The sequence below is a fragment of the Bradyrhizobium sp. CCGUVB14 genome (assembly GCF_024199935.1).
Lineage (GTDB): Bacteria > Pseudomonadota > Alphaproteobacteria > Rhizobiales > Xanthobacteraceae > Bradyrhizobium.
On record NZ_JANADS010000001.1, the window covers coordinates 4,967,455 to 4,990,904 of the forward strand.

The window sequence follows — 23,450 nt, forward strand, 5'->3', positions numbered from 1 at the left end:
TGGTATTGCGCACTTGGCGCCTCCGCATTCCGCAACGATTGGGTTATCGCTATGGGCGTTTTTCATCGCACGGCCATGCTTTGCAACTGGATCATCGAGTCCACCATGAGCGGGTGTACCGAGAGATTTCGCGTGCGCTGAACAAGGCGTGCAGGAGTTGTCTTGAGGCCCCGCCGGTGAGGACGGGGCCTTTCTTATGTTCGCAATCTGCCCACTCCAGCCCGGCGGAGCCTTCGTGAGAAGGAGGCAGGGTCATGTGGGAGTATTTTGGACCCGATTTCGCTTTCGACGTGGTCAAAGGGGTGGTCGCTGGAATCGCCTCATTGGCAGTTCAGGTCATCGCACCGCGGACCTTTCGTGCCGCGACACAGTTTCGCGCGCGCTGGGTTGCGAGAAGGGCGGCGAGGCAAGCTGCACGACAAGCGCGTCGAAATGCAGTGGCGAACGATGAGCGGTGAAGAGCGAATGGCCCGGGTGGAGCATACGCGACATCCGGGCGACACGGCGCTCCCGCCGCCGTGCGCAAATAGAGAAGGGCGGCCTCTCGGCCGCCCTTCGTCCGGGATAAGCCCGGGTCTAACGATCGTCGTGAAGAGCTATCCCCTCACGAACATCCCGTCGTGCTGCCGCAAGTATCGCACTTCATGCAGGTGCCGTTCCGCACCAGCGTGAAGTTGCCGCACTCCGAGCACATCTCGCCTTCGTAGCCCTTGGCCTTGGCTTCCGCGCGGCGCTCGGCCTTGCTGGGGGCTGCGGTCGTGGCCGCGCTGCCGGCCTTGCTCCACTGCAGGGCCTCGAGCTTCTCGGTGGGTGAGAGGTCGTGCGCCACTTCCTGCTTCAGCGCGACCGCGCCTTCCAGGACATCGCCGACCCGGGCGCTCGCGCCGTGCCCGGCAAGCGCGGTGACCTTGCTGCCGCCGGCGGGCGCGTTGTCACTGCCGGAGGCGACCGCGGCCGAGCCGCCGCGCATCACCACGAGATTGTCGGTGCGGGAGCGGGTGAGGCCGCGCGACACCAGCTTGGTGGCGTGATGGGTCTCGTCCGGCTCCTTGCCTTCCTCCACGCCCTTGCCGAGCGCGTCGAAATTCGACTCGGTCGGATCGACATGGGCGAGATCGAAGCGCGACATGTAGCTCACCGCGAGCTCGCGGAAGACGTAGTCGAGGATCGAGGTCGCGTACTTGATGCTGTCGTTGCCCTGCACGGGGCCTGCCGGCTCGAAGCGGGTGAAGGTGAAGGCGTCGACATATTCGTCGAGCGGCACGCCGTATTGCAGACCGAGCGACACGGCGATGGCGAAGTTGTTGATGAAGGAGCGGAGTGCCGCGCCTTCCTTGTGCATGTCGATGAAGATCTCGCCGAGACGGCCGTCGTCATATTCGCCGGTCCGGAGATAGACCTTGTGGCCGCCGACGACCGCCTTCTGGGTGTAGCCCTTGCGGCGATCCGGCATCTTCTCGCGCTCGCGCATCACGATGATGCGCTCGACCAGCTTCTCGACGATCTTTTCCGAGACTTGGGTGGCACGTGCCGCCATCGGCTTCTCGTAGAGCGTCTCGACCGCATCGTCCTCGTCCTCATCATCGCTGATGAGCTGCGAGTTGAGCGGCTGGCTGAGCTTGGAGCCGTCGCGATAGAGCGCGTTGGCCTTCAGCGCCAGCTTCCACGACAACATGTAGGCGGACTTGCAGTCCTCTACAGTTGCGTCGTTCGGCATGTTGATGGTCTTGGAGATCGCACCCGAGATGAAGGGCTGCGCTGCCGCCATCATGCGGATGTGGCTCTCGACCGACAGGTAGCGCTTGCCGATCTTGCCGCAGGGATTGGCGCAGTCGAACACCGAGTAGTGCTCGGCCTTCAGGTGCGGCGCACCTTCCACCGTCATCGCGCCGCAGATGTGGACGTTGGCCGCCTCGATCTCGCGCTTGGTGAAGCCCACGGCCTGGAGCAGGTCGAAGCCCGGAGCCGCAATGGCTTCAGCGCCAATGCCGAGCTGGTCGCGGATGAAATCCTCGCCAAAGGTCCACTTGTTGAAGGCGAACTTGATGTCGAAGGCGGTCGGAAGCGCCTTTTCGACCTTGGCGATGGCTTCATCGGTAAAGCCCTTGGCCTTCAGCGTCGAGGCGTTGATGCCGGGCGCGTTGGACAGCGAGCCGTGGCCGACGGCGTAGGCTTCGATCTCCGCGATCTCGCTCTCGCGATAGCCGAGCGCGCGCAGCGCGGCGGGCACCGCGCGGTTGATGATCTTGAAGTAGCCGCCGCCGGCGAGCTTCTTGAACTTCACCAGGGCGAAGTCGGGTTCGATGCCGGTGGTGTCGCAATCCATCACCAGGCCGATCGTGCCGGTCGGCGCGATCACCGTGGTCTGTGCGTTGCGATAGCCGTGCTTCTCGCCGAGCTCGAGCGCCGCATCCCAGGCCGCCCTCGCGTGCGCGATGATGTCCTGTTGCGGGCAGGAGGCGTGGTCGAGCGGCACCGGGTTGACGGAGAGGGCCTCGTAGCCGGAGGCCTCACCATGCGCGGCGCGACGGTGGTTGCGGATGACGCGCAGCATGTGCGCGGCGTTCTTCTTGTAACCGGGGAAGGTGCCGAGCTCGGCCGCGATTTCGGCCGAGGTCTTGTAGGTGATGCCGGTCATCACGGCGGTCAGCGCGCCGCAGAGCGCACGGCCTTCCTTGGAGTCGTAAGAGAGGCCCATGGTCATCAGCAGGCCGCCGATGTTGGCATAGCCGAGGCCGAGCGTGCGGAACTCGTAGGAGAGCTCGGCGATCGCGCGCGACGGGAACTGCGCCATCATCACCGAGATTTCGAGCACGATGGTCCAGAGCTGGCAGAGATGCTCATAACCCCTGACGTCGAACTGCTTGGTCTCGGTGTTGTAGAAGGTGAGCAGGTTGGCGGACGCCAGATTACAGGCCGTGTCGTCCAGGAACATGTATTCCGAGCACGGGTTCGACGCGCGGATGTCGCCGGACGCCTTGCAGGTGTGCCAGTCGTTCATGGTGGTGTTGAAGTGCAGGCCCGGGTCGGCCGACGCCCAGGCGGCGTAGCCGATCTTCTCCCAGAGGTCGCGCGCCTTCAGCGTCTTCGTCACCTTCTTGGAGGTGCGGGCGTTCAGGTTCCAGTCGCCATCGGTTTCGACAGCGCGCAGGAAGTCGTCCTTCAGCGAGACCGAGTTGTTGGAGTTCTGGCCGGACACCGTGAGGTAGGCTTCGCTATCCCAGTCGGTGTCGTAGACGTCGAACTGGATGTCCTTGTAGCCCTGTTTTGCAAATTGGATGACGCGCTTGATGTAGTTATCGGGAACAAGCGAGCGACGAGCCAGCTTGATTTCCCGGCGCAGGGCAGGGTTCTTCTCGGGGTCGAAGCAATCGTCGCCCGAGCCTTCGCAGTTGACGCAGGCCTTCAGCACCAGCTTGAGGTGCTTCTGGTTGATCTTGGAGCCGGTGACGAGAGCGGCAACCTTCTGCTCCTCCTTCACCTTCCAGTCGATATAGGTCTCGATATCGGGGTGATCGACGTCGACGACGACCATCTTGGCGGCACGGCGCGTGGTGCCGCCCGACTTGATCGCGCCGGCAGCGCGGTCGCCGATCTTGAGGAAGCTCATCAGGCCGGACGAGCGGCCGCCACCCGACAGCTTCTCGCCTTCGCCGCGCAGGCGCGAGAAGTTGGAGCCGGTGCCGGAGCCGTATTTGAACAGGCGGGCCTCGCGGACCCAGAGGTCCATGATGCCGCCTTCGTTGACGAGGTCGTCACCGACGCCCTGGATGAAGCAGGCGTGCGGCTGCGGGTGCTCATAGGCCGACTTGGACTTGGTCAGCTTGCCGGTGAAGGGGTCGACGTAATAGTGGCCCTGGCCGGGGCCGTCGATGCCATAGGCCCAGTGCAGGCCGGTGTTGAACCATTGCGGCGAGTTCGGCGCGACCATCTGCATCGCGAGCATGTAGCGGAGCTCGTCGTAGAACGTCTGGGCGTCTTCGTCCGACGTGAAGTAGCCGCCCTTCCAGCCCCAATAGGTCCAGCAGCCGGCGAGACGATCGAACACCTGCTTGGACGAGAGCTCGCTGACATAGCGCTCCTTCTCGGGCAAAGCGGCAAGGGCCTCGGTGTCGGGCACGGAGCGCCACAGGAAGGAGGGGACGGACTCTTCCTCGACCTTCTTCAGGCGCGCGGCGACGCCGGCCTTGCGGAAATACTTCTGGGCGAGCACGTCGGAGGCGACCTGCGACCATTCGGTCGGGACCTCGACGCCGTCCATTTTGAACACGACCGAACCGTCGGGATTCCTGATCTCCGACGTGGTCAGGCGGAATTCGATTCCCGCATAAGGTGACTGTCCCGAAGTGGTGTGGCGCCGCTCAATCCGCATGGTCTTGCCCCGTCCTTATCTTTGACCGGATCCGCCTCTCGTTGAAGGCGTCCGGGTCGCTATTTCGTTTCGCGTTTCCACCCAGGCCAGATCGGCCCTTGGGCACCGCAGTTCAGCCGGTGGATCCGGCCCAGTTTCTCCCGGGGATGTCGGGTGCATGCACCTCTCATCCGCCGGCATGTCCAGACACATCCGCCCCCAAGGGGATGAGCCCGGCATGCGTTCAAACGCCCCACATCGTCACAACGTCTACTGATGCCTTCCGAGCCTGTTGCCGGCCCGTTCTGGCGCCCGAAAAGTCCGCTTATCGCGGGCAGACAAGCCCTTTCCCGCTGCCTTTGGCTGGCTGGCGGAGTGGCGATTTGCGAGACCCTTTGGGGGAGTGCCGGCGGGACGCAAACTCACTCGCGCCGAACGGACCGAAAGCTAGGACTCTCCGTTGCGCCCGTCAAGAACTAGTGCGAGTTCCTGAATCAAATACTAAATATGGTGGATTGCGGGGGATAACAGGGGGCAAGCCATCACCTGTTGTTGAGCCAAGTATCAGTGAGTCCTCAGGGATTCCCAACCGAAAAAATTTGCATCCAGTGACGATACGGACCCTTCATCCCGCTGTTCACAGGGCAGGTATATTTTTGGGCAACGGGATTGCGTCAGCGGGACTCACGTAGTGGTACGGAAGGAGAGGGCAGGCATGCCCGCCGAGGCGGTGGTCGCGCCTGCGAATCCGCGCCAAGCTGACCTCGATTTTGCCGGACTGCCCACATGCTTGATTCGACCCGTCGGGATGCGCGACCGCGCATCGCCCCGGCCGGCCTGATGTTCCTCGCGATCACCTCGATCGGCTGGGGCTTCAACTGGCCGGTGACAAAGTTCCTGCTTGGCGAACTGCCGCCGCTCACCTTGCGCGGCGTCACCGGCGTGCTCGGCGCGGTGCTGCTGGCCGCGCTCGCCCTGGTCCGCGGCGACAGCCTGAAGGTCGCGCCCCAGATCTGGCCGCGGCTGGTCACCGCTGCCACCCTCAACGTCACCGGCTGGATGGTGCTGATGGGGCTGGCGCTGCTGTGGCTGCCGGCGAGCGAGGCGGCGCTGATCGCCTACACCATGCCGGTCTGGGCCTCGCTGATTGCCTGGCCCGTGCTGGGAGAGCGGCCGACCTTGCTGCGCACGCTCGGGCTGGTGATGGCCTTTGCCGGCCTCGCCTCGATCATGGGCGGCAACGGCATCGCCGCCAGCGCCGAGAAGGCGCCCGGCATCATCATGGCGCTGTGCGGCGCGATCGGCTTTGCCGTCGGCACGGTCTTCTCCAAGAAGTACCCGATCCATCTGCCGCCGATCACGGCCGCGGCCTGGCAGATCGGGATCGGCTGCCTGCCGATCTCGATCGTCGGCCTCCTGATCGAGACCTCGCATCTGGACAAGGTGACACCAATCGGCTGGCTGCTGCTGGTCTATTCGACCGTGGTGCAGTTCTGCATCGCCTATGTCAGCTGGTTTGCGGCGCTGGCCCGCCTGCCGGCCTCGGTCGCGGCGATCGGGACGATGGCCGTGCCGGTCATCGGCGTGGTGGCGTCCGCGCTGGCGCTGCACGAGCCGCTAGGGGCAGGGCAGATCGCCGGGCTGATCTTTACGCTCGCCGCGGTGGTGCTGGCGACGCGGTAAGTGGTCTGCGAGGCCGCGGGCGCCGTAAACGGCTCCATAAAAACCGACCGGTCGACTTGTTTTTAAGGCCCCGATCTGCTACCAGCCGGGTGATGGAAGCTGCCACCGCGCCCGATTGCACCGACTATGCGGTGCCGGCCAGGATCCTCCTCGTCGAGGACGACCGGGACATCGCGCGCATGCTGGCCGAGCTGCTCACCGAGGCGAACCTCGTTGCCTTCGTCGTCGGATCTGGCGCGGAGATGGATCACGTCCTGCGGCGCGGCGACTTCGATCTGATCGTCCTGGACGGGATGCTACCGGGGGAAGACGGCTTCAGCATCTGCCGCCGGCTGCGTTCGACCGGAACGGTTCCAATGATGATGCTGACGGCACTCAGCGACGATGTCGATCGCATCGTCGGCCTGGAGCTCGGTGCCGATGACTACGTCACCAAGCCGTTCAGCTCGCGCGAGTTTCTGGCGCGCATCAAGAGTCTCCTGCGCCGGGCCTCCTACGGCAACCGCGTTGCCCGGCAGCCTGCAAGCATGACCTTCGCAGGCTGGAGGGTCGATCCGGTGCAGCGCAAGCTTCACGATCCCGACAGTGTCGAGATGCCCATGACCACGGCGGAGTTCGACATCCTGCTTGCCTTCTGTGCCAACCCGGGTCGTGTGCTGAAGCGCGAAGAACTCCTTTCGCTGACGCACGCCGGTTTGGCGGGGCCATTCCTGCGCAGCATCGACGTTCACGTCAGCCGCGTTCGTCAGAAGATCGAGCCGAACGTGCGAGAGCCGACGCTGATCAAGACCATTCGCCTCGGCGGCTATCTCTTCACGCCGACCGTTACAGCCGCCTGAGGTTGGAGCGGCTTGTTTACGCCGTGGGAAGGTCGCTGAGCGGGTCGCTAATATCTCTACACATACCGCCACGGCGCGGACAAATTTCGACAGAAAAGACGCCGCAGCTTCGACCCCAAATGCTGCCATTACGTTCAGCTCAGCGCGTCAGTCGAGGCGAGATTATGCACAATACGGAGTCAGTCATCCCAGAGGTCGCGCCGGGCCGGCGCTGGTGGCTTCCCATCTTCAGGGCGCTCGGGCATCTCCTTGGCTCAGGACGCGCCCGCGACCAGCGTCCCGTCGATGGGAGCGGCGTCACCGTGTCGAATGACGACGAGTTTGGCGATCCGAGCCGTGTGCATGCGCTTCTCGCGTCCATTGAATCCAAGCCTGAATCTGAGCCGCGCGAGCTGCTCGCTGCTCCCGCGGCCATGTCGGAAGTGACCGTGCCGGAAGTGGTCTTGCTGGAAGTGGTCTTGCCGGATGCATCTCACACGCCGCCGGACGCCGATCTCGACATGCCTGCGGTGCAGGAGAACGCGAGCCGTTCGCTGGTTCGACCGGCCGCAGCCGGGCCGCGTGCGCGCGTGCCGGCCTTCAGGTACGTTCCGCGCAGGCTCGCCTTTGAGATGCCGAGGTTTCGCAGGTCTCGTTTTCGTTTCCTGGACGCATTGCTCCTGCTTGCGATCGTCGGCGGCTTGTCCATGTCGCGCGGAGAGCCGGCGGCATCCAGCCCCGATGTGGCAGCGGTCAGTCAGGACATTCGCCGTGATCCAGCTGATGGAGCCGAAGCAGAGTCCACCGCGCAGCCGCGTGCGACAACCATATCCACCGAAGGCAATCAGCCGGTCGACGAAGCCACGTCCCCGCCCGGCACGCGTGCGGCCGAACCCGAGACTGGTGTCTCGGAAGCGCGCGATATCCTGACGACGACGGCGACGGAGCCGAAGGCCGAGAAGGCATCTGCGGAGCCGGCACGTGAGAGCTCGAACCGCGACGTCGATGCCAACCGGACGCCGGCGAAGGTCGCGGGCATCCCGGCTGAACAGAAAAAGGAAGCAAAGGCCAAGGTCGAACCCGCCGGGCGCCAGAGGTTGGTGCGCCTCGCTTCCACGGCGCCGGCCGAGAAGCCCAAATTGCTCGGCCAGCTACGGGGCGACGTCGACTATCGGAATTGGAGATCGAGTGCGGCCGACGTGACCCCTTCCTGGGTCGGACCCCCGCCGGTGATCTACGGCCCGGCGCCAGCTCCGAATGTTGCCGTCGCCGAGCCGGCCAACGCGACCAAGCGACAGGATAGGCTGTCTTATGCCAGGCCCGGGGTTCTGGAGCGCGTGATGGATGCACCTGGAGCGGTGCTGAGCGGAGGCCGGCAGGCCCTGTCCAACATCCTCGATGCGGTCTGGTGACCAGGATCATTGCCGAGCCGGGTGATCTGACTCAGACGCCCGGCTCGCGATCCCGCCAGTCGCCCATTTCAACTCGACAGAGCCATGTTGTTGCGTAACTACTCTCGACCTGCGACCGGCAACTGCACCTTGGTACAGGGGCAGGCCGGTCGTCTGCCGGCCGCGCTTGGCATGCGCGGTATCTTGCGGTTTGTTGTGCTGCCGATCGTCATCGGATTGGGGCTTGGAGGTTGCGCGACGACCCCGGGTGGCGCCGCTGGCCTACGCAATCCGCTCGATGCACAGGCATCCCTCGCCGAGGGTGGGAAAGCGACCGACAAGAGCGGTTATCTTGCAGTCCACGATTTGCCGCCGGCGCGCAAGGCGCCGCTCATGGACGTCGCCGAGCAGCAACGGATCAAGGCCGCACTGATCGCCGCTCGCGGGCGTCAGACAGTCGTGCCAACCAAGGCCTCCTCAGCGGCGCCGGCGGTTCACGATAGCAAATGACCTCGATCAGCGACGCGTCAGCCCGCCGCCATCCCGCCGACGTTCAACGCCTTCCGGATCATTTCGCGCTAGCCGTCCGGACGCCGGGGTATCAGTGGTCCTGAGGCTCTTTCTCTCGGCGGCGTTGTCCCGAGGCCGGCGGTTTCAACGGCAGGTCGGCAGGTGCGACAGCAAAGACTTCGAGGGGCTGGTCGTAGCCTTTGATGTGTCGCTGTCCGAGCGATGCCAACGGAACGCTATCCTTTACCCTTCCAGCGATCGTGGGATCAGCCAGGATCTGCGCGTCCTTCGCGAGATTGCAGAGCCGCGACGCCAAATTCACCACGGCTCCCATCGCCGTGTAGTCCAGCCGACCGTTATAACCAACCGTTCCTACCGTTGCCGGTCCCATCGCAACGCCCACGCCAAAGCCGATCGCGTGGCCGGCGTCGCACCATTTGCCGGCAAGGGATTGTACCGTCGTTTGCAGGTCGATCGCGAGTCGGACCGCTTGGGTTGCCGGCTGTTCGCATGCGACCGGGGCATTGACGAGGAGCATGACTCCGTCCCCATCAAAGCCGATGAGCGTTGCCTCGTGACGAGTCGTCACGGCGCCAACGGCCTCGTAGTACTCGCGCATGACGGCCATGATGACATCAGGTTCATTGCGCGTGGAGAACGCCGTGAAGCCGCGCAAGTCGCCAAAAATGACGGCGACTTCACGTCGCTGTCCTTCGAGCAGTTCATGAGAATGCTCGACCAATTCGGCCACCTGCGATGGCAGGAACTGCTTCAGCCGTTCGATCCGCGCAGATTTCTGTTGCGAGATCGCCAGTTCAGAAGCCATTTCATTGAAGCGCAACGCCAGTTGCTGCAACTCGTCACCGCTGAAGATCCTGATGCGATGCTCGAATTGTCCGGTTCTGATCCGCTCCACGCCCTCTTCCAGTTGCTTGATCGGGCCGGACATTCTGTGCGCGCGCCAATAGGCGAGCGCCAGCGCGACAAGAACACCAAAGGCAATCAGAATTGACGAGCGCCACAACGCCGCGTGAATTGATGCAAAAGCTTCCGAGACCGGCTGCATCGCGATCACTGTCCATCCCACATCGGCGGCTAGAACGGACAGCGCAACCACCGGCTTGCCTTGGTCCCCGGTTATCACCGCCGCTCCGCTCGACGCGCCAACGAGATGCTTGATCCGGCCGAAACTGCCCGAGCTGGCGCGGCCGCGCAGAACCAGACTGATGTCGGGATGGGCGATCAGATGACCGGAGTCATCGACAACAATGGCGTAGCCGGTCTCGCCAATTCGAATGGCGGCGATGACATCCCAGATCAGCTTCAGATTGACTTCGGCGATCACGACCCCCGCAGCCGGCAGGCTCCCGGCAACCGCGATCCTCATATAGGGCTCTGAATCTCGCTGGTACTGAACCGGTCCGTACCAGACCTTGTTGGCGCGCGCGCCCAGAACAGCGGGATCAGCAGACATATCAATGCCGCGCCCGGTCCTGTTCAGATGCAGCCTGGAAACAAAAATCCGTTCAGTGCCGGCCTCATCCAGAAGCGAAACCGAAACGATTGCAGGCACCTGCTGGAGAAGGCGCAAGGCGTCGATCTTATGTTGCGCATCGTCCCCGGCAGACCAGGGAAGCTGCACCATCCAACCCAGCTGATCCCGGATGCCGTCGGTGAACGCCTCGATCCTGTCGGACGCCGCGCGAGCATCGGCCTGCAGCACCGCGCTGATCTGGCGGCGCTGGTCTCGGTAACCGAACGACGCCTCGACGGCCGCGCCGAGTATCAAAGGCACGACGGCAGCGACAAACAACGTCGCGAAATACTTGCAGAACAGCGAGCGACGCGGGGGCATCGTACACGAAGAGGACTGCGCAGCACCGTCGGTCATCAATGCTCTCAGGAGATCACCTTGCTGGCCCGAAACAGGATCGACGACACGTCCAGGTCGATGCCCAGAAGCCTGGCTGTCTTCAGATTGACTGCCAGCTCGAACTTCTCGGGGCGCATCACCGGAAGATCTGACGGATTTTCACCGCGCAGGATGCGATCGGCATAAGTGGCAAGCCGAAAGTAGGTCGTGCGCTGGTTTGCGCCGTAACTCAGGAGTCCTCCAGCGTCACAATATTCAGACCAGCCAAACATCGAAGGCAGCCGGTGCGCGATTGCAAGCTCCGCAATCTTCGCACGATGCACCAGCGTCACAACATCGGGAAAAACGAGGAGAGCATCCGCGTCCACTTTGCCGGCAGCCGCTAACCCATTCTCGATTTCGCGAGCGCCACAGAACGGAACGTAGACTGCCTCGATGCCGAGATTCCGGCACGACTCCAAAGTCGCACGCCATTCCAGTGGCTCTCCCGGATGATCCGTGTTCGAGAAGACCGCCAGTTTTCGCAGCTTTGGATAAATGTCCTTGAGCAGCTCAACGCGCTTTCCTGCCAGCTCGAGCGACAGGAATGTGCTGCCGGTGAAATTGGTGCCGGGGTGAGCAAGGCTCTTCACCACACCCAAAGCGACGGGGTCACCGCTCAACGCAAACAGCACGGGCACGTCGGTGACCCCAGTCATGACGCGTGTCGCCGGACCGCTCGAGACCACAAGGTCGATATCCTTCCGCTGCAAATCGGAGACGATCTTGCGCAGTGCCTGCGGATTTCCAGGGGCATAGTGCGTCTCGAAGGTTACGGTCTTGCCCTCGACGTATCCCAGCGCGCGCATTCCATCGCGAAAGCCGTCCAGGAAGGGATCCGGTTCGGACTCGGTCGAGACCCAGAAGATGCGATGCAGCTTGGCTCCGTCCTGCGCCCGCGCGATCGCGGGCCAGACCAGCCCTCCACCAATCAACGAGATGAACTCGCGTCTTTTCATCCGAGCACCTTTGGAAAGCTGTGCCGTCAGTTCCGGCCGCAGACCAGGATCCTAGCTGTGCATCTGGTGACTGCGATCGGTATCGCGCTCCGCAAGCGGACTGTCGCGACGCCGGCTCCAACATTTGTCGCCGGGAGCATGCTCGGAGATGGGGGTGGTGAGACGATTTGTCCTTGAGATGCGCTTGATTTTTGCTTGAGACCGGCCCGATCGGAATCAAAACGGCCTTACTCGTTGCAGCGCGCGGTTTCGGAACACCTCCGGCGCGGATCCGGGCGAGCCACGACGTCTCAAGAGGACAACCGGAACTCACATCCTGAGCAGTGCGCTCGGCCTTATATATATATGCGAGACCGCAGCGCGCCTTCGGCAGTCCACGCGCTCAGCCCGTCCGCATCCCGCCGCCACTCAACGCCCTCCGGATCATCTCGGCGAGCTGGTTGCGGCGGTACGGTTTGGTGAGCAGCATCACGCCGTCGTCGAGCTTGCCGTGGTGGACGATGGCGTTGTCGGTGTAGCCGGAGGTGTAGAGCACTTTGACGCCCGGGCGGCGCTTCGCCACTTCGTCGGCGAGCTCGCGGCCGCTCATGCCGCCGGGGATGACGACGTCGGTGAAGAGCAGATCGAAGGCCTGGCCGGCCTCGATCAGTTGCAGCGCGGCGCGGCTGTCGCCGGCGGCCACCGTCCTGTAGCCGAGGCTCTGCAGCTGCGCGGTGACGAAATTGCGCACCAGCACGTCGTCCTCGACGACGAAGATGGTCTCGGCGCCGCCTTCGGCCTGCGGGGCGATTGCTGCGGCCACTTCCGTCGTGCCTTCGCCGGGCGGCAGATAGAGCTTGATCGTGGTGCCGTGACCTTGCTCGCTGTAGATCTTGATGTGGCCGCCGGACTGCTTGACGAAGCCGTAGACCATGGAGAGCCCGAGGCCCGATCCCTTGCCGACCTCCTTGGTGGTGAAGAACGGCTCGAACGCCATGTCCTGCACGCTCTGCGGCATGCCCGTGCCGGTGTCGCTGACGGCGAGCATGACATAGGGGCCGGGCCGCACGTCGGCATTGGCCTGCGCGTAAGCCTCGTCCAGCACGACGCGGTGGGTCTCGAGCAGGAGCTTGCCGCCGTTCGGCATGGCGTCGCGGGCGTTGATCGCCATGTTGAGCACGGCATTGGTCAGGCGCGACGGATCGATGTGCGAGGTCATCGGTCCCTGTTCCAGCACGGTCTCGATCTGGATCTGCTCGCCGAGGGTGGGACGCAGCAGCTTTGCGATGTCGGTGATGGCGGCGTTGATCTCGACGTCGCGCGGCTGCAACGGCTGTTTTCGCGCGAAGGCCAGCAGATGCTGGATCAGCTCGGCGCAGCGCTCGGCGGCGTCGTCGATCAGGCGCGCGGTGCGCTGCAGCTCGGGCTGCTCCTTCAGGCTCGCCACCAGCGTCTCGGTATTGCCCGAGATCACGGTCAGCATGTTGTTGAAGTCGTGCGCGACGCCGCCGGTCAGCTTGCCGATCGAGTCGAGCTTTTGCGACTGGTGTAGCTGCCGCTCGGTTTCGCGCGAGGAGGTCGCATCGTGATAGACCAGCACGGCGCCGGAGATGTTGCCCTGTCCGTCCCGCATCGGCCGGCCGCTGACCATCAGATGGCGCGCGTTGTTGCCGCTGTGCGGGCGGACGATCATCTCCAGATTTTCGAACGCGTCGCCGCGCAGCACGCGCACGGACGGCAGTCCGTCGGACTCGAGCGGCGTGACGCCGTCGCCGTGGAAGACGTCGGACAGCGCGCGCAGATTGCGCAGGTTCGTGCCGGTGCGGTGCAGCAGTATGTGCTCCGCGGCCGGATTGGACAAAAGGACGTTGCCCTCGGTGTCGATCACCAGCACGGCCTCGGCCATGCTGCGGAACGTGCTCTGCAGCACGTTGACCGACAGGCGCAGCTCATCATGGGCGGTGACGAGGTGCTCGGTGCGCTCCGCCACGGCGGCCTCGAGTTGCTGATTGGCCGCGGTGGTTTCCAGCAGTGAGCTCTGGAGCTGCACGGTGGTACGCCGGCTCTCGCGCAAGAGGATGGTGACGAGCAGCAGGATCACCAGCGCGCCAATGACGTCGATGCCGAGCAGCACGATGCCGGTCCGGCGCGAGGCCGCTTCGCGAGTGGCGCGTAGCTTCTCTTCGCTCGCGGCCAGCCGATCCAGATTTCCCGTGAGCGTCTCCATCAGGCCGCGTCCCTCACCGCGGTCTCTCAGCGCGTTGGAGCCCTCAATGTCGCCATTGGTGCGCAGCCGAAGCGACTCGGCTGCGACCTCGATGCGCCGAAGGATGAGTGGCTCCGTAGCCTCCATCAGCGCCACCTGGTCGGCATTGTCGCGGATCGCGAGCTTGAGGTCGCCGAGCGCCGGTGCGATCTGGCCGCGGGCAGCCTGGAATTCGTCGATGAAGCCTGCCGTGCGGTAGATCTCATAGCCGCGTAGCGCGCTTTCCGCGCGGCGAACCAGCAGGTGCACGTCGGAGATCTTCTTCAGCACCTCGGCGGTGTGATTGACCCACGCAGCATCCGACCGCGACTTGACGTCGAGCCCGATCGAGGCGGCGGTGATGAGCAGGAGGATGGCAAGTCCAGCACCGAGAATGACGCGCTGCGAAGGGATCAAGGTGCTTCTTTCTGGTCCTTCGGCGGTGCGCTCTCGCCAAGGCATTCCCGGATGGTCGTCAACAGCGTCTCGGGCGTGAACGGCTTGCGCAGGCAGCGCGATGCGCCGAGCTCGAGCGCCATGCGGAGGAAGTCCGGAGAGGGCGAGGCGGATGAGGCGAAGGCGTAGCCCGACATGGCGATCAACGGAATCGCCGGCGCGCGCTCGTGAAAGATGCGGATCGATTCGAAGCCGCGCATATGCGGCATGAAGATATCAACCAGCATCACATCAAACGTCTGCGCTTCCAGCGCAGCAAGCCCCGTTTCGCCGCCGTCGGTGAGCGTGACGTCGAAGCCCTGGCGCAGGAGGAGGACCTCGATGGTCGCGCCGACCATCGGATCGTCATCGACCACGAGAATACGCGGCATGACCCTTCCTAGTAGATCGAAGTCCCCACAGTGATTGGTGATATAGGCGAATCGTGCGCCGGGTCAATTTTGGATTGGACCTACATAGGTATGCACGTCGCAATGCATAGCGCCTCTGCGGGTTCCGGGTGGCAGGCGAATTTCGTCGGATTTCAATGACAGGTTGAGGCAAATCCGCACGATCCGCGAAAGCTGCTCCGTCATTGAACCGTTCTGGAGAGGCGTGGCGCATATGTCACCCGACGGGATGATGACGCGTGTGAGCAGGTCGAATTACTGCAGAACCATGATCTGCGGAGGTTCTGCGATGACCCGGCTCGGGCTTGATGGACTGCGTTCGCGACAAGATGTGCAAGATCTGAGCGCGGATGATCGCAGGACGTATCGACGATGGGCGCGTCGCTCATGCGCAGTCTATGCAATCGTTCTCATCGTCCTGTTCGCCGGCTTCTGGTTTCACGACCGCAGCGTGATGGTCGCTCAATCCGTGCCAGAGACCGGAAACACGTCGAGAGGCGGCCAGCACAAATGAGAGCGGCGCCGTTGGTCGGCGCCGCTCAGGGATGATGCTCTTCAGGTCGTGTTACGGGCAGGGATGGCGCAGGCCGTCATAGCCGAGATAGGTGCCGGACGCCGGGTCGTAGGACCGGTAGCGCTGGGCACAATAGGCCGACGAATCGCCGCCGCTGTCGGGCACCACGGCGACGGTCGCACTGTCGTCATAGTAGCTGTTGTCGTAATAGCCATCGCCGTAATACGGGCCGTCGCCGTAATAGGCGTAGGACGAGCCCAGCGCGCCGATCGCCGCACCGGCTGCGACGCCCGGCCAGAAGCCGCCGTGACGACGCCAGCCGCCACCATGCCAGTTGCCGCCGCCGCCGTTCCATTGGCCTCCGGTCGCTGCGAAGTTGCGGCCGCCACCACCGCTAAAGGCGGGGCCCGCACTGGGGCGCACAGCCGCACCGGCCGCGAAATTGCCGCCGCCGCCACCGATCCGGGGGCCGCCGCCGGCAAAGCCGCCGCCGCCCATGCGGGCGCCTCCGCCGCCACCGCCGAAATGAGCACCGCCGCCACCACCGCCGACATGTCCGCCACCGTGGCCGCCGGGGCCCTGGGCGAAGCTCGGGGTCGCCATCGGAAGAACCAGTGCCAGCGCCGCGGCCGCACTCAAAACTCTCAGACTGTTCATGGTCAAAACTCCTTTCCCGGAAGCAAATCCCTTGAACGGGCTACGGTTCCTGGGATCACGCCGGTTTGCGTATGAAGGGCAGATTTTCACGGCGCCGCTGTACCCGGCATGAATGGATCGCGACCGATTTGCGGCAGGCAGGGCCGCCCTGTGTCACCGCGTTTGGGCTGGGCACGGCCGCACTGGGCGAACTGGACATTTGGCCGTCCGGATGGCATCAGGACCCCACGAAGCAGGGCCCTTGCCGCATGAAACAATTCTTCCTGAAGCTCTTCACCTGGTGGAACGGCCAGACCTTTGGCACCCAACTCTGGACCTCGCGGTTCGGGGAGCTGGTCGGTGAGGACGAGCAGGGCAACCGCTACTATCGGACGGCCGGTGGCAAGATCGACCCGACGCTCGGCTTCGAGCGGCGCTGGGTGATCTACAACGGCTATGCCGAAGCCAGCCGGATCCCGACGGGTTGGCATGGCTGGATGCATCACGTCGTCGACGTGCCGCCGACCGAAGAGAACTACCAGCCGCGCGAATGGCAGAAGCCGCACCAGCCGAATCCGACGGGGACGGCCAAGGCCTACCGTCCGTCCGGCTCGACGCTCGCCGGCGGCAAGCGCCCCAAGGCGACCGGCGACTACCAGCCCTGGACGCCTGGCTAGTCCCCAAGCGCTCTCAAATCATCGGTTTGGATGCATGCGCATCCGCATCACGCCGCTGTGGACAACGGGATCAGCGGGGATGCTGGCTGCGTGGCCGTTGCGCCTGCGCCAGCGATGCGGCTCAATGAACCCATCTTACGGAGATGGGAGACCATCGCGTTCGGTTCGGGCAACAGTTCGCGACTGTCCCGAGATGCAGCGGCCGCCGAGGAAGGACTCGATCGGGAGATAGGCCCCCGGTCTGGAAGTTCCGAAATCGCCCGATGAGAATGTGCGCCGCCGTGAGACAGGAAGGGCCGCTCGGGAAACCGGGCGGCCTTTTTCTGTTGGGCTAGGGTCCGCTTGCCGTGTCGCTGCTGGGTCCCGGCTCTGCGCAGCAGCGCAAGGGCGCTGCAGCGCGTCCGGGACACGAGAGCCGCGCTACATCATCCGGTCGGCTGCACGCTTGGCAGCCTCCAAGCGCCGCGCCTGGAATGGCGCGACCCGCTCCTTCATCAGCGCGAGCACGTCTGCCGGCGCAGTATCCGGCGAACCCGCATTGAAGGGCGGGGCGGGATTGTACTCGAGGCGAAGTTGAATGGCTTCCGCGGTGGTGCGATCGACCAGCAGCGACACCAGCGTTAAAGCGAAATCGATGCCTGCGGTGACACCGCCGCCGGTCACGCGATTTCGATCGATACAGACGCGCGTCTTCGTTGGCGTCGCGCCGAACACCGACAGCATCTCCATCGCGCTCCAATGGGTGGCGGCATTGTAGCCCTTCAAGAGCCCGGCCGCGCCCAGCACCAGCGATCCCGTGCAGACCGACGTGACGAATTTGGCGCCCTCAGCCTGCTTGCGCACGAAGTCGAGGGTCTCCTCGTCATTGAGGAGAGCGTCGGTGCCGAAGCCGCCGGGAATGCAGATCACGTCGAGTTGCGGGCAATCGGCGAATGTCACCGTCGGCGTCAGCATCAGCACGGAATCGCTTGGCACGGGATCCAGCGTCTTCCAGATCAGGTGCACGGTCGCGCCGGGGACGGATGAAAACACCTGCAATGGGCCGGTGAAGTCGAGCTGGGTGACGCGCGGGAACACCAAAAGGCCGATCTGAAGCGGTGCCGACATGAGAGCCTCCAATGAAGTGCTTGACGCCGGCAAATTGGCATGATGCCCTTCTGTCCAAAATGGCGTATTTCCCTCACTTTCGGACATGAGCATGATCGGCATCCTGATCTTCCCGGATTTTCAGCTGCTCGATGCGGCCGGCCCGATCTCGGTATTCGAGATCGCGGCACGCGCCGGCGACAAGCCGCTTGCGCTGCGCGTGCTGGCGATGACCGCGGGCCCGGTGCGCTCGTCCTCCGGCGTCGAGATGATGGCGCGCGATTTCAGATCGACGAATGCGATCACGACGCTGGTCGTGGCGGGTGGCGCGGGCGTGTCGGCGGCGGCGCGCTGTCCGACAACGCTCGCCTTCGTGCAGCGTCTGGCGAAGCGCGGCGTGCGGATCGCCAGCGTCTGCTCGGGCGCCTATGTGCTCGCGGAGGCCGGCCTGCTCGACGGCCGCCGCGCCACGACGCATTGGGGCCGCACGCGCGATTTCGTCGCGCGCTATCCCAAGATCAAGTTCGAGCCGGACCAGATCTTCACCCGCGACGGCCAGGTCTGGACGTCGGCGGGCATCAGCGCCGGCATCGATCTCGCGCTCGCGATGGTCACCGAGGACCATGGCGAGGAGATCGCGCAGGCGACCGCGCGCCAGCTCGTGCTGTATCATCGCCGCAGCGGCGGCCAGTCGCAGTTCTCGTCGCTGCTGGAATTGAAGACGCCGAACGGCCGGTTCGGTGCCCTGCTGTCGTGGGCGCGGGAAAATCTCGACACCCCGCTGACGGTCGAAAACCTCGCCGACCGCGCCGGCATGAGCGCGCGGCATTTCGCCCGCGCCTTTGCCGCCGAGACAGGCACAACGCCGTCGAAGGCGATCGAGCGGCTGCGGATCGAGGTTGCGCGCGAGCGCGTGCAGTCCTCGCGCGAGGCGATCGAGCTCGTGGCAGAGTCGACCGGCTTCGGCGATCCCGAGCGCATGCGCCGTGCCTTCATCCGCGCCTTCGGACAGCCACCGCAAGCGCTGCGGCGCGCGGCGCGGGCGGGGTAGCGACTCTCACTTGCCACGCGACCGAGGAGGCAACGATGAGCGGGATGGAGTACAGCAATGAGAACGCGAAACGGCTCCAGAGAATCTATCTCACCGACGATGTGAAGGCCCAGCGCGCGGACACAATCCGGCACCTCAATCTCTCTGCCGGCGAGCGCGTTCTCGATATCGGATGCGGTCCGGGCTATCTCTGCGAAAGCATGGCGCAGATCGTTGGGCTTCACGGCGCTGTCGTCGGTATCGATGTGTCGACCGACCTGATCGCCGTCTGCAACCGGCAGAAGGCTTCGGACTGGATTTCATATGCCATCGGCAACGCGACGGAGTTGGGCCAGCCCGATGCATCATTTGACGCCGTCGTTTGCACTCAGGTCGCCGAGTACGTCCCTGATGTCGACCGCGTGCTCAGGGAAGCGTTTCGCGTCCTGAAGCCGGGCGGCCGAACGGTTTTTGTCGCAACGGATTGGGACGCCGTGGTGTGGCATTCTGAGAACCGCAAGCGCATGGCCGCCGTCATGACATCATGGGAAGCACATTGTGCCCATCCGCGTCTCCCCAGATCGATGGCCTTCAGACTGATCAATGCCGGATTTCATCTCGACGGAGCATCCGTCTTTCCGATTCTGAATCTGCGGTTCGATGACGATAGCTATAGCAAGGGACTGGCCCAGGGGATCCGGGATTTCGTCAGCCGCACGAACGACGTTTCAGCCGACGATCTCAATGCATGGCACGGCGAATTCGAGCGCCTGACCGGGACGGGACAATATTTCTTCAGCACCAACCGCTATATTTTCAGGGCATCAAAGCCTGCCGGCGCACCGACATGAGAGCGCGCTAGCTGGTGCTGCCTGCGGCCGTCGCGGAAGTATCCGCTCTTGCCGCCAGCCGCCGCGCGATCGGCGTCAGCATGTACGGCGACAGATGGATCGGAAACTGCGTCATCGCGAAATAGAGCCAGGTCGTGGCCGGCAGCGCGCCGGCGGTCGCGGCGAGCATCAGGCCGAGATTGCGCTGTGACACCATCAGCCCGAGCGCCAGCGCGCGCTCATAGCCGATGCGGCGGAACAGCAAGGTCGTGACGGCGAGCAGGGTGAAATAGATCGCGAACGACAGGGCTGCGAGGCTGATCGTGAAGACCGGCCGCGCCATCAGGTCGCTCACGACATCGCCCATGATCGCGGACGCGAAGATCAGGAGGATGATGATGTTGAAGCCGTCGATCGGCTGCTTGTGGCGCTGGATCGCCTCGGCACCGAAGACCCATCGGATCATGGTGGCGCCCAGCAGCGATGCCGCGAGGATGCCGAGCAGTTTCAGTCCGAGCGTGAGCGGTGAGATGGCCAACATTCCGCCGAGAAAGAGGCTCGCGAACAGCGACGCGGTGAAGGGCACGATCGCGGTCGCGGCCACCAGCGTGATCAGCACCAGCGTGGCGTCGAGGCCCATCAGCGCGGCCAACGCCGGAGATGCCATCATCGGCGAGGCCATGCTCTGCAGCATCAGCGCCAGCGACAGGCCGGGCGCGCGCTCGGTGAGCCCGCTCGCATGCGCGATCAGTCCGACGATCAGCGGCACGCCGATCGTGGTCCACGCCGTGGCGGTTGCCACCAGCGCGGGCCGGCGCAGATGGCTGTAGAGCGCCGCGAGATCGACCCGCATGAAGGAGATGCAGAGCAGGACGAGGATCGCCTCGGTGACGTAGGGCCGCAGCAGCGCGCCGAGCGGCGGCACAGCGGCGGCGATGAACACGACGGCGGCCACCGCGCGCGTGCCCTGGCTGCCGAGCCAGGTCAGGCCGCGGACGGGAAGGGCAACGACGGTCTTGAGCGCGGACGACATTCGGATGACGCTGCTGTCAGCCCAAGGCTCTCAGCCACGCGCCGATCTCGCTGACGGCGAGATCGGCCTGTTGCAGCAATTTGCCCATGGTGAAGAAGCCGTGGAATTGGCCGGGGAAGTGCTTGTATGTGACGCCCACGCCGGCCTGCTTGAGGCGCGCGGCGTATTCGTCGCCCTCGTCGCGGAGGGGATCGGCGCCGGCCGTGAGCACATAGGCCGGCGGCAGTCCGGCCAAGGTCGCGGCGCGCGCGGGCGAGGCGCGCCAGTCGTGAATGTCGGCCGCGCCGTTGAGATAATGGTCGCGGAACCAGCGGATCACCGAATGCGTCAGCAGGACGCTGGTCTCGGGTTCGCGGTGCGAACCGTGCGTCATGGCGAAATCGACCGCCGGATAGATCAGCACCTGGCCGGCGAGTGCGGGGCCATCGCCGTCACGCGCGGCCAGCGCGACGACGGCTGCGAGATTGCCGCCGGCGCTGTCGCCGCCGATCGAGAGGCGCGAAGCATCGATGCCGAGCTCGCGCGCGTTCGCCGCAATCCATTTGGTCGCGGTGATCGCGTCGTCGGTGGCGGCGGGAAATTTGTGCTCGGGCGCGAGGCGGTAATCGACCGCGATCACGATCAGGGCGCCGGCATCAGCGAGCTGCCGGCAGACGACGTCATGGCTGTCGAGATCGCCGATCATCCAGCCGCCGCCATGGAAGAACACCAGGGCGGGCGCCAGCCCGTCCTTGAGGCGCGGCTCCGTCGGAACGTAGATGCGGGCGGGGATGGTCCCGTGCGGCGCCGGGATCGACAGCGGCGCGACCCGGGCAAGCTCCGGCGGCTCGGGGTTGGTGGCAAAGCGAGCCTGCGCGTAGTAGGCGCGCGCCTCCGCGGCGGTCAGCGTCTCGTAGGCGGGACGGCCGGCCTCCTGGAAAGCCTTGTAGACGGCGGCGGCATCGGGATCGAGCACAACGGGCATGGGCAGGTACCCCAGAGGTTCTGGTGATCGGGACGTCATTTTCGGGGGGCGATGCCCGCGTTCCGCCTCGGGGGGAGGCGGCCGACTATCCCATCCGGAGGCCGGGATGGCCAGCCGGCGGCGGGCAGGGCAGGGATGCCGCCCTTTCCCCGCCGTATTCGCCGTGTTAACCGGATGGCCTGCGAGCGGCGGTATCCCCTGTAGAATGTCGAATAAGCCCGATTCGCTGTTGAAGCCGCGCGAGATTATGTTTCGAACCATTACCCTGACAGGTCTTGCGGCGCTTTTGGCCGCTACCGCTTTGACGGTGGCGACGCCCGCGCAGGCGCAGATCGGCACGATCTTTTCCGATCCGCCACCATTGCGGCCGCCGGGGACCATCCCGCGCGGCGGACAGCCGCAACCGCAGCCGACCCCCGACGACGACGAAGAGGTGCCCGAGCTGCCGCCGCAGGGCCGCGTGCTGCCGTCGCGTCCGATGCCGCGCCAGGGCAATGCCATGCCGGGGCCGGTCGAGACCCAGCCGCTGGCGCCGCCGCCAGGCAGCCCCGTCGCCCCGCAGAACCAGCCGCCGGCCGTCGCTGTGGCGCCGCCGGGCGCGCCTGCTCAGCCGGGCGCAGCTGTTCCGGGAGCTCCCGGCCAGCGCCAGCCGCAGCAGAAGGGCGGGACCCAGCAGGGCGCCGTGCCTCAGGCGCCGGCAAGCCTCCAGCCGGGCGACGAGGTCGTCACCGAGCCGCCGGCGCAGAAGATCGTGAACAAGAAGGCGACGTTCTCCGGCCTCGACAAGATCACCGGGCGCATCATCAATTTCGACGAGGATATCGGCGAGACCGTGCAGTTCGGCGCGCTGCGGGTGAAGACCGACGCGTGCTACACGCGGCCCGCCACGGAAGCCGCCAACACCGACGCATTCGTCGAGGTCGACGAGATCACCTTGCAGGGCGAGGTGAAGCGGATCTTCTCCGGCTGGATGTATGCCGCAAGCCCCGGCCTGCACGGCGTCGAGCACCCGATCTACGACATCTGGCTCACCGACTGCAAAGAGCCGCAGCAGACCATTGCGACCGCAGCGCCCGATCCCGCGACCAAGCCTGCGCCGCCGCCACCGCCTCCGGCGCAGAAGAAGGCCGCGCCCAAGCAGGCCGTGCAGCAGCGTCCGCCGCAGCCTCTGCCGCCGATCCAGCAGCAGCAGCAGCCGGCGCCGCCGCCACCTCCGCCGCCGGAGCAGCGGCCGGGTCTGTTTGGCATTCCGGGGTTTGGTAGCCGATAAACCTGATTTATTGCCGCGAGGCGATGATCTCGAGCGCGCGTGCGCCCGGGATCGCATCCCCCGCAGACAGTTTCAGGAAATCGCCGGGCTCACCGGCGAGCGCCTTGTCGAGCAGCGCGGTGTAGCGCCGCCGCGAGATCTCGGCCGCGCCAAAGCTCTTGAGATGCTCGGTGACATATTGCGTGTCGAGCAGCTCGAAGCCGCCATGGATCAGACGCGCGACCAGATGCACCAGCGCGACCTTAGAGGCGTCGCGCGCGGTGTGAAACATGCTCTCGCCGAAGAATGCGCGCCCCAGGCTCACGCCATAGAGGCCGCCGACGAGGTCGTCGCCCTGCCAGGCCTCGACGCTGTGGCAATGGCCGAGCTCGTAGAGGCCGCCATAGAGGTCGCGGATGCGCTTGTTGATCCAGGTGTCCTCGCGCCCGGCCTGCGGCGCGGCGCAGCCGGCGATGGTCGCCTTGAACGCGGTGTTGACGGTGACGCGAAACGCATCCGAGCGGACCGTGCGCGCCAGTCGCGACGAGACGCGAAAGCCGTCGAGCGGGATCACACCGCGCATTTCCGGTTCGACCCAGAACAGGGTCGGGTCGTCGGCACTCTCGGCCATCGGGAAGATGCCGCAGGCATAGGCGCGCAGCAGCACGGCCGGCGTGATTTCAGACGAGGCGGAGTCGCGCGAAGTCATAGCGTCCGACCATAGCAGGATCGCGATGC

18 protein-coding genes are annotated in these 23,450 nt (G+C 65.0%); 8 read left to right on the forward strand and 10 right to left on the reverse strand.

Translation table 11 applies throughout. The features are described from left to right. Nucleotides 1-604: 604 nt before the first annotated feature. The gene (locus NLM32_RS23015; protein WP_254131158.1) at nt 605-4,372 is read right to left on the reverse strand and encodes a vitamin B12-dependent ribonucleotide reductase; all 3,768 of its coding nucleotides are present in this window, start codon (nt 4,370-4,372) and stop codon (nt 605-607) included. Between the two features lie 765 nt (nt 4,373-5,137). Between NLM32_RS23015 and NLM32_RS23020 the strand changes: the two genes are divergently transcribed. The 4 genes from NLM32_RS23020 to NLM32_RS23035 all read left to right on the forward strand — a co-directional run bounded on the left by NLM32_RS23020 (nt 5,138) and on the right by NLM32_RS23035 (nt 8,753). After that, entirely contained in the window at nt 5,138-6,034 is an 897-nt protein-coding gene (locus NLM32_RS23020; RefSeq protein ID WP_254131159.1) for a DMT family transporter, read from the forward strand. A 92-nt stretch (nt 6,035-6,126) separates the two neighbouring features. Next, complete coding sequence (locus NLM32_RS23025; RefSeq protein ID WP_254131160.1) at nt 6,127-6,873, forward strand: response regulator; 747 nt, start codon at nt 6,127-6,129, stop codon at nt 6,871-6,873. Between the two features lie 119 nt (nt 6,874-6,992). Further along, on the forward strand, nt 6,993-8,264 hold the full coding sequence (locus NLM32_RS23030; protein WP_254131161.1) for a hypothetical protein: 1,272 nt from the start codon (nt 6,993-6,995) through the stop codon (nt 8,262-8,264). 84 nt (nt 8,265-8,348) lie between these two features. Next, nucleotides 8,349-8,753, forward strand: coding sequence for a hypothetical protein (locus tag NLM32_RS23035; protein WP_254131162.1), 405 nt, complete (start codon nt 8,349-8,351; stop codon nt 8,751-8,753). A gap of 91 nt (nt 8,754-8,844) precedes the next feature. On the opposite strand, the gene NLM32_RS23040 is transcribed toward NLM32_RS23035, so the two are convergent. The 5 genes from NLM32_RS23040 to NLM32_RS23060 form a co-directional block, all read right to left on the reverse strand. Continuing rightward, a complete protein-coding gene (locus NLM32_RS23040; RefSeq protein WP_254131163.1) occupies nt 8,845-10,644 on the reverse strand; it encodes an adenylate/guanylate cyclase domain-containing protein in 1,800 nt (599 codons plus the stop codon). 8 nt (nt 10,645-10,652) lie between these two features. Beyond that, nucleotides 10,653-11,624 carry an ABC transporter substrate-binding protein gene (locus tag NLM32_RS23045; RefSeq protein WP_254131164.1) on the reverse strand — a complete coding sequence of 324 codons (972 nt, stop codon included), beginning with the start codon at nt 11,622-11,624 and terminating at the stop codon, nt 10,653-10,655. Between the two features lie 382 nt (nt 11,625-12,006). Then, nucleotides 12,007-14,265 (reverse strand): CHASE3 domain-containing protein, encoded by a 2,259-nt coding sequence (locus tag NLM32_RS23050; RefSeq protein ID WP_254131165.1) that lies wholly within the window; start codon nt 14,263-14,265, stop codon nt 12,007-12,009. Next, the gene (locus NLM32_RS23055; protein WP_027530880.1) at nt 14,262-14,675 is read right to left on the reverse strand and encodes a response regulator; all 414 of its coding nucleotides are present in this window, start codon (nt 14,673-14,675) and stop codon (nt 14,262-14,264) included. The genes NLM32_RS23050 and NLM32_RS23055 overlap by 4 nt, the downstream gene beginning before the upstream one ends. A gap of 583 nt (nt 14,676-15,258) precedes the next feature. Then, on the reverse strand, nt 15,259-15,864 hold the full coding sequence (locus NLM32_RS23060; RefSeq protein WP_254131166.1) for a BA14K family protein: 606 nt from the start codon (nt 15,862-15,864) through the stop codon (nt 15,259-15,261). A gap of 248 nt (nt 15,865-16,112) precedes the next feature. Here NLM32_RS23060 and NLM32_RS23065 point away from each other — a divergent pair, with 248 nt between their 5' ends. Next, entirely contained in the window at nt 16,113-16,520 is a 408-nt protein-coding gene (locus NLM32_RS23065) for an NADH:ubiquinone oxidoreductase subunit NDUFA12 (RefSeq protein ID WP_254131167.1), read from the forward strand. A gap of 420 nt (nt 16,521-16,940) precedes the next feature. Here NLM32_RS23065 and NLM32_RS23070 read toward each other — a convergent pair whose 3' ends face one another. Then, nucleotides 16,941-17,627 carry a DJ-1/PfpI family protein gene (locus tag NLM32_RS23070; protein WP_254131168.1) on the reverse strand — a complete coding sequence of 229 codons (687 nt, stop codon included), beginning with the start codon at nt 17,625-17,627 and terminating at the stop codon, nt 16,941-16,943. Nucleotides 17,628-17,718: 91 nt separating this feature from the next. On the opposite strand from NLM32_RS23070, the gene NLM32_RS23075 reads away from it, so the two are divergent. Both NLM32_RS23075 and NLM32_RS23080 read left to right on the forward strand, forming a co-directional pair. Beyond that, nucleotides 17,719-18,657: a GlxA family transcriptional regulator gene (locus NLM32_RS23075; protein WP_254131169.1), complete on the forward strand. Its 939-nt coding sequence runs from the start codon at nt 17,719-17,721 to the stop codon at nt 18,655-18,657. A 35-nt stretch (nt 18,658-18,692) separates the two neighbouring features. Beyond that, nucleotides 18,693-19,487, forward strand: a complete 795-nt coding sequence (locus NLM32_RS23080; RefSeq protein ID WP_254131170.1) for a methyltransferase domain-containing protein — start codon at nt 18,693-18,695, stop codon at nt 19,485-19,487. A 7-nt stretch (nt 19,488-19,494) separates the two neighbouring features. Here NLM32_RS23080 and NLM32_RS23085 read toward each other — a convergent pair whose 3' ends face one another. Together NLM32_RS23085 and NLM32_RS23090 are read right to left on the reverse strand one after the other, a co-directional pair. Next, nucleotides 19,495-20,499 carry a Na+-dependent transporter gene (locus tag NLM32_RS23085; protein WP_254131171.1) on the reverse strand — a complete coding sequence of 335 codons (1,005 nt, stop codon included), beginning with the start codon at nt 20,497-20,499 and terminating at the stop codon, nt 19,495-19,497. Nucleotides 20,500-20,515: 16 nt separating this feature from the next. Continuing rightward, on the reverse strand, nt 20,516-21,463 hold the full coding sequence (locus NLM32_RS23090) for an alpha/beta hydrolase (protein WP_254131172.1): 948 nt from the start codon (nt 21,461-21,463) through the stop codon (nt 20,516-20,518). Nucleotides 21,464-21,668: 205 nt separating this feature from the next. Here NLM32_RS23090 and NLM32_RS23095 point away from each other — a divergent pair, with 205 nt between their 5' ends. Continuing rightward, nucleotides 21,669-22,733, forward strand: a complete 1,065-nt coding sequence (locus NLM32_RS23095; protein WP_254131173.1) for a DUF2155 domain-containing protein — start codon at nt 21,669-21,671, stop codon at nt 22,731-22,733. A gap of 7 nt (nt 22,734-22,740) precedes the next feature. Here the strand turns inward: NLM32_RS23095 and aat are convergent, their stop codons facing one another. Further along, nucleotides 22,741-23,421, reverse strand: a complete 681-nt coding sequence (aat, locus tag NLM32_RS23100; protein WP_254131174.1) for a leucyl/phenylalanyl-tRNA--protein transferase — start codon at nt 23,419-23,421, stop codon at nt 22,741-22,743. Nucleotides 23,422-23,450 lie beyond the last annotated feature (29 nt).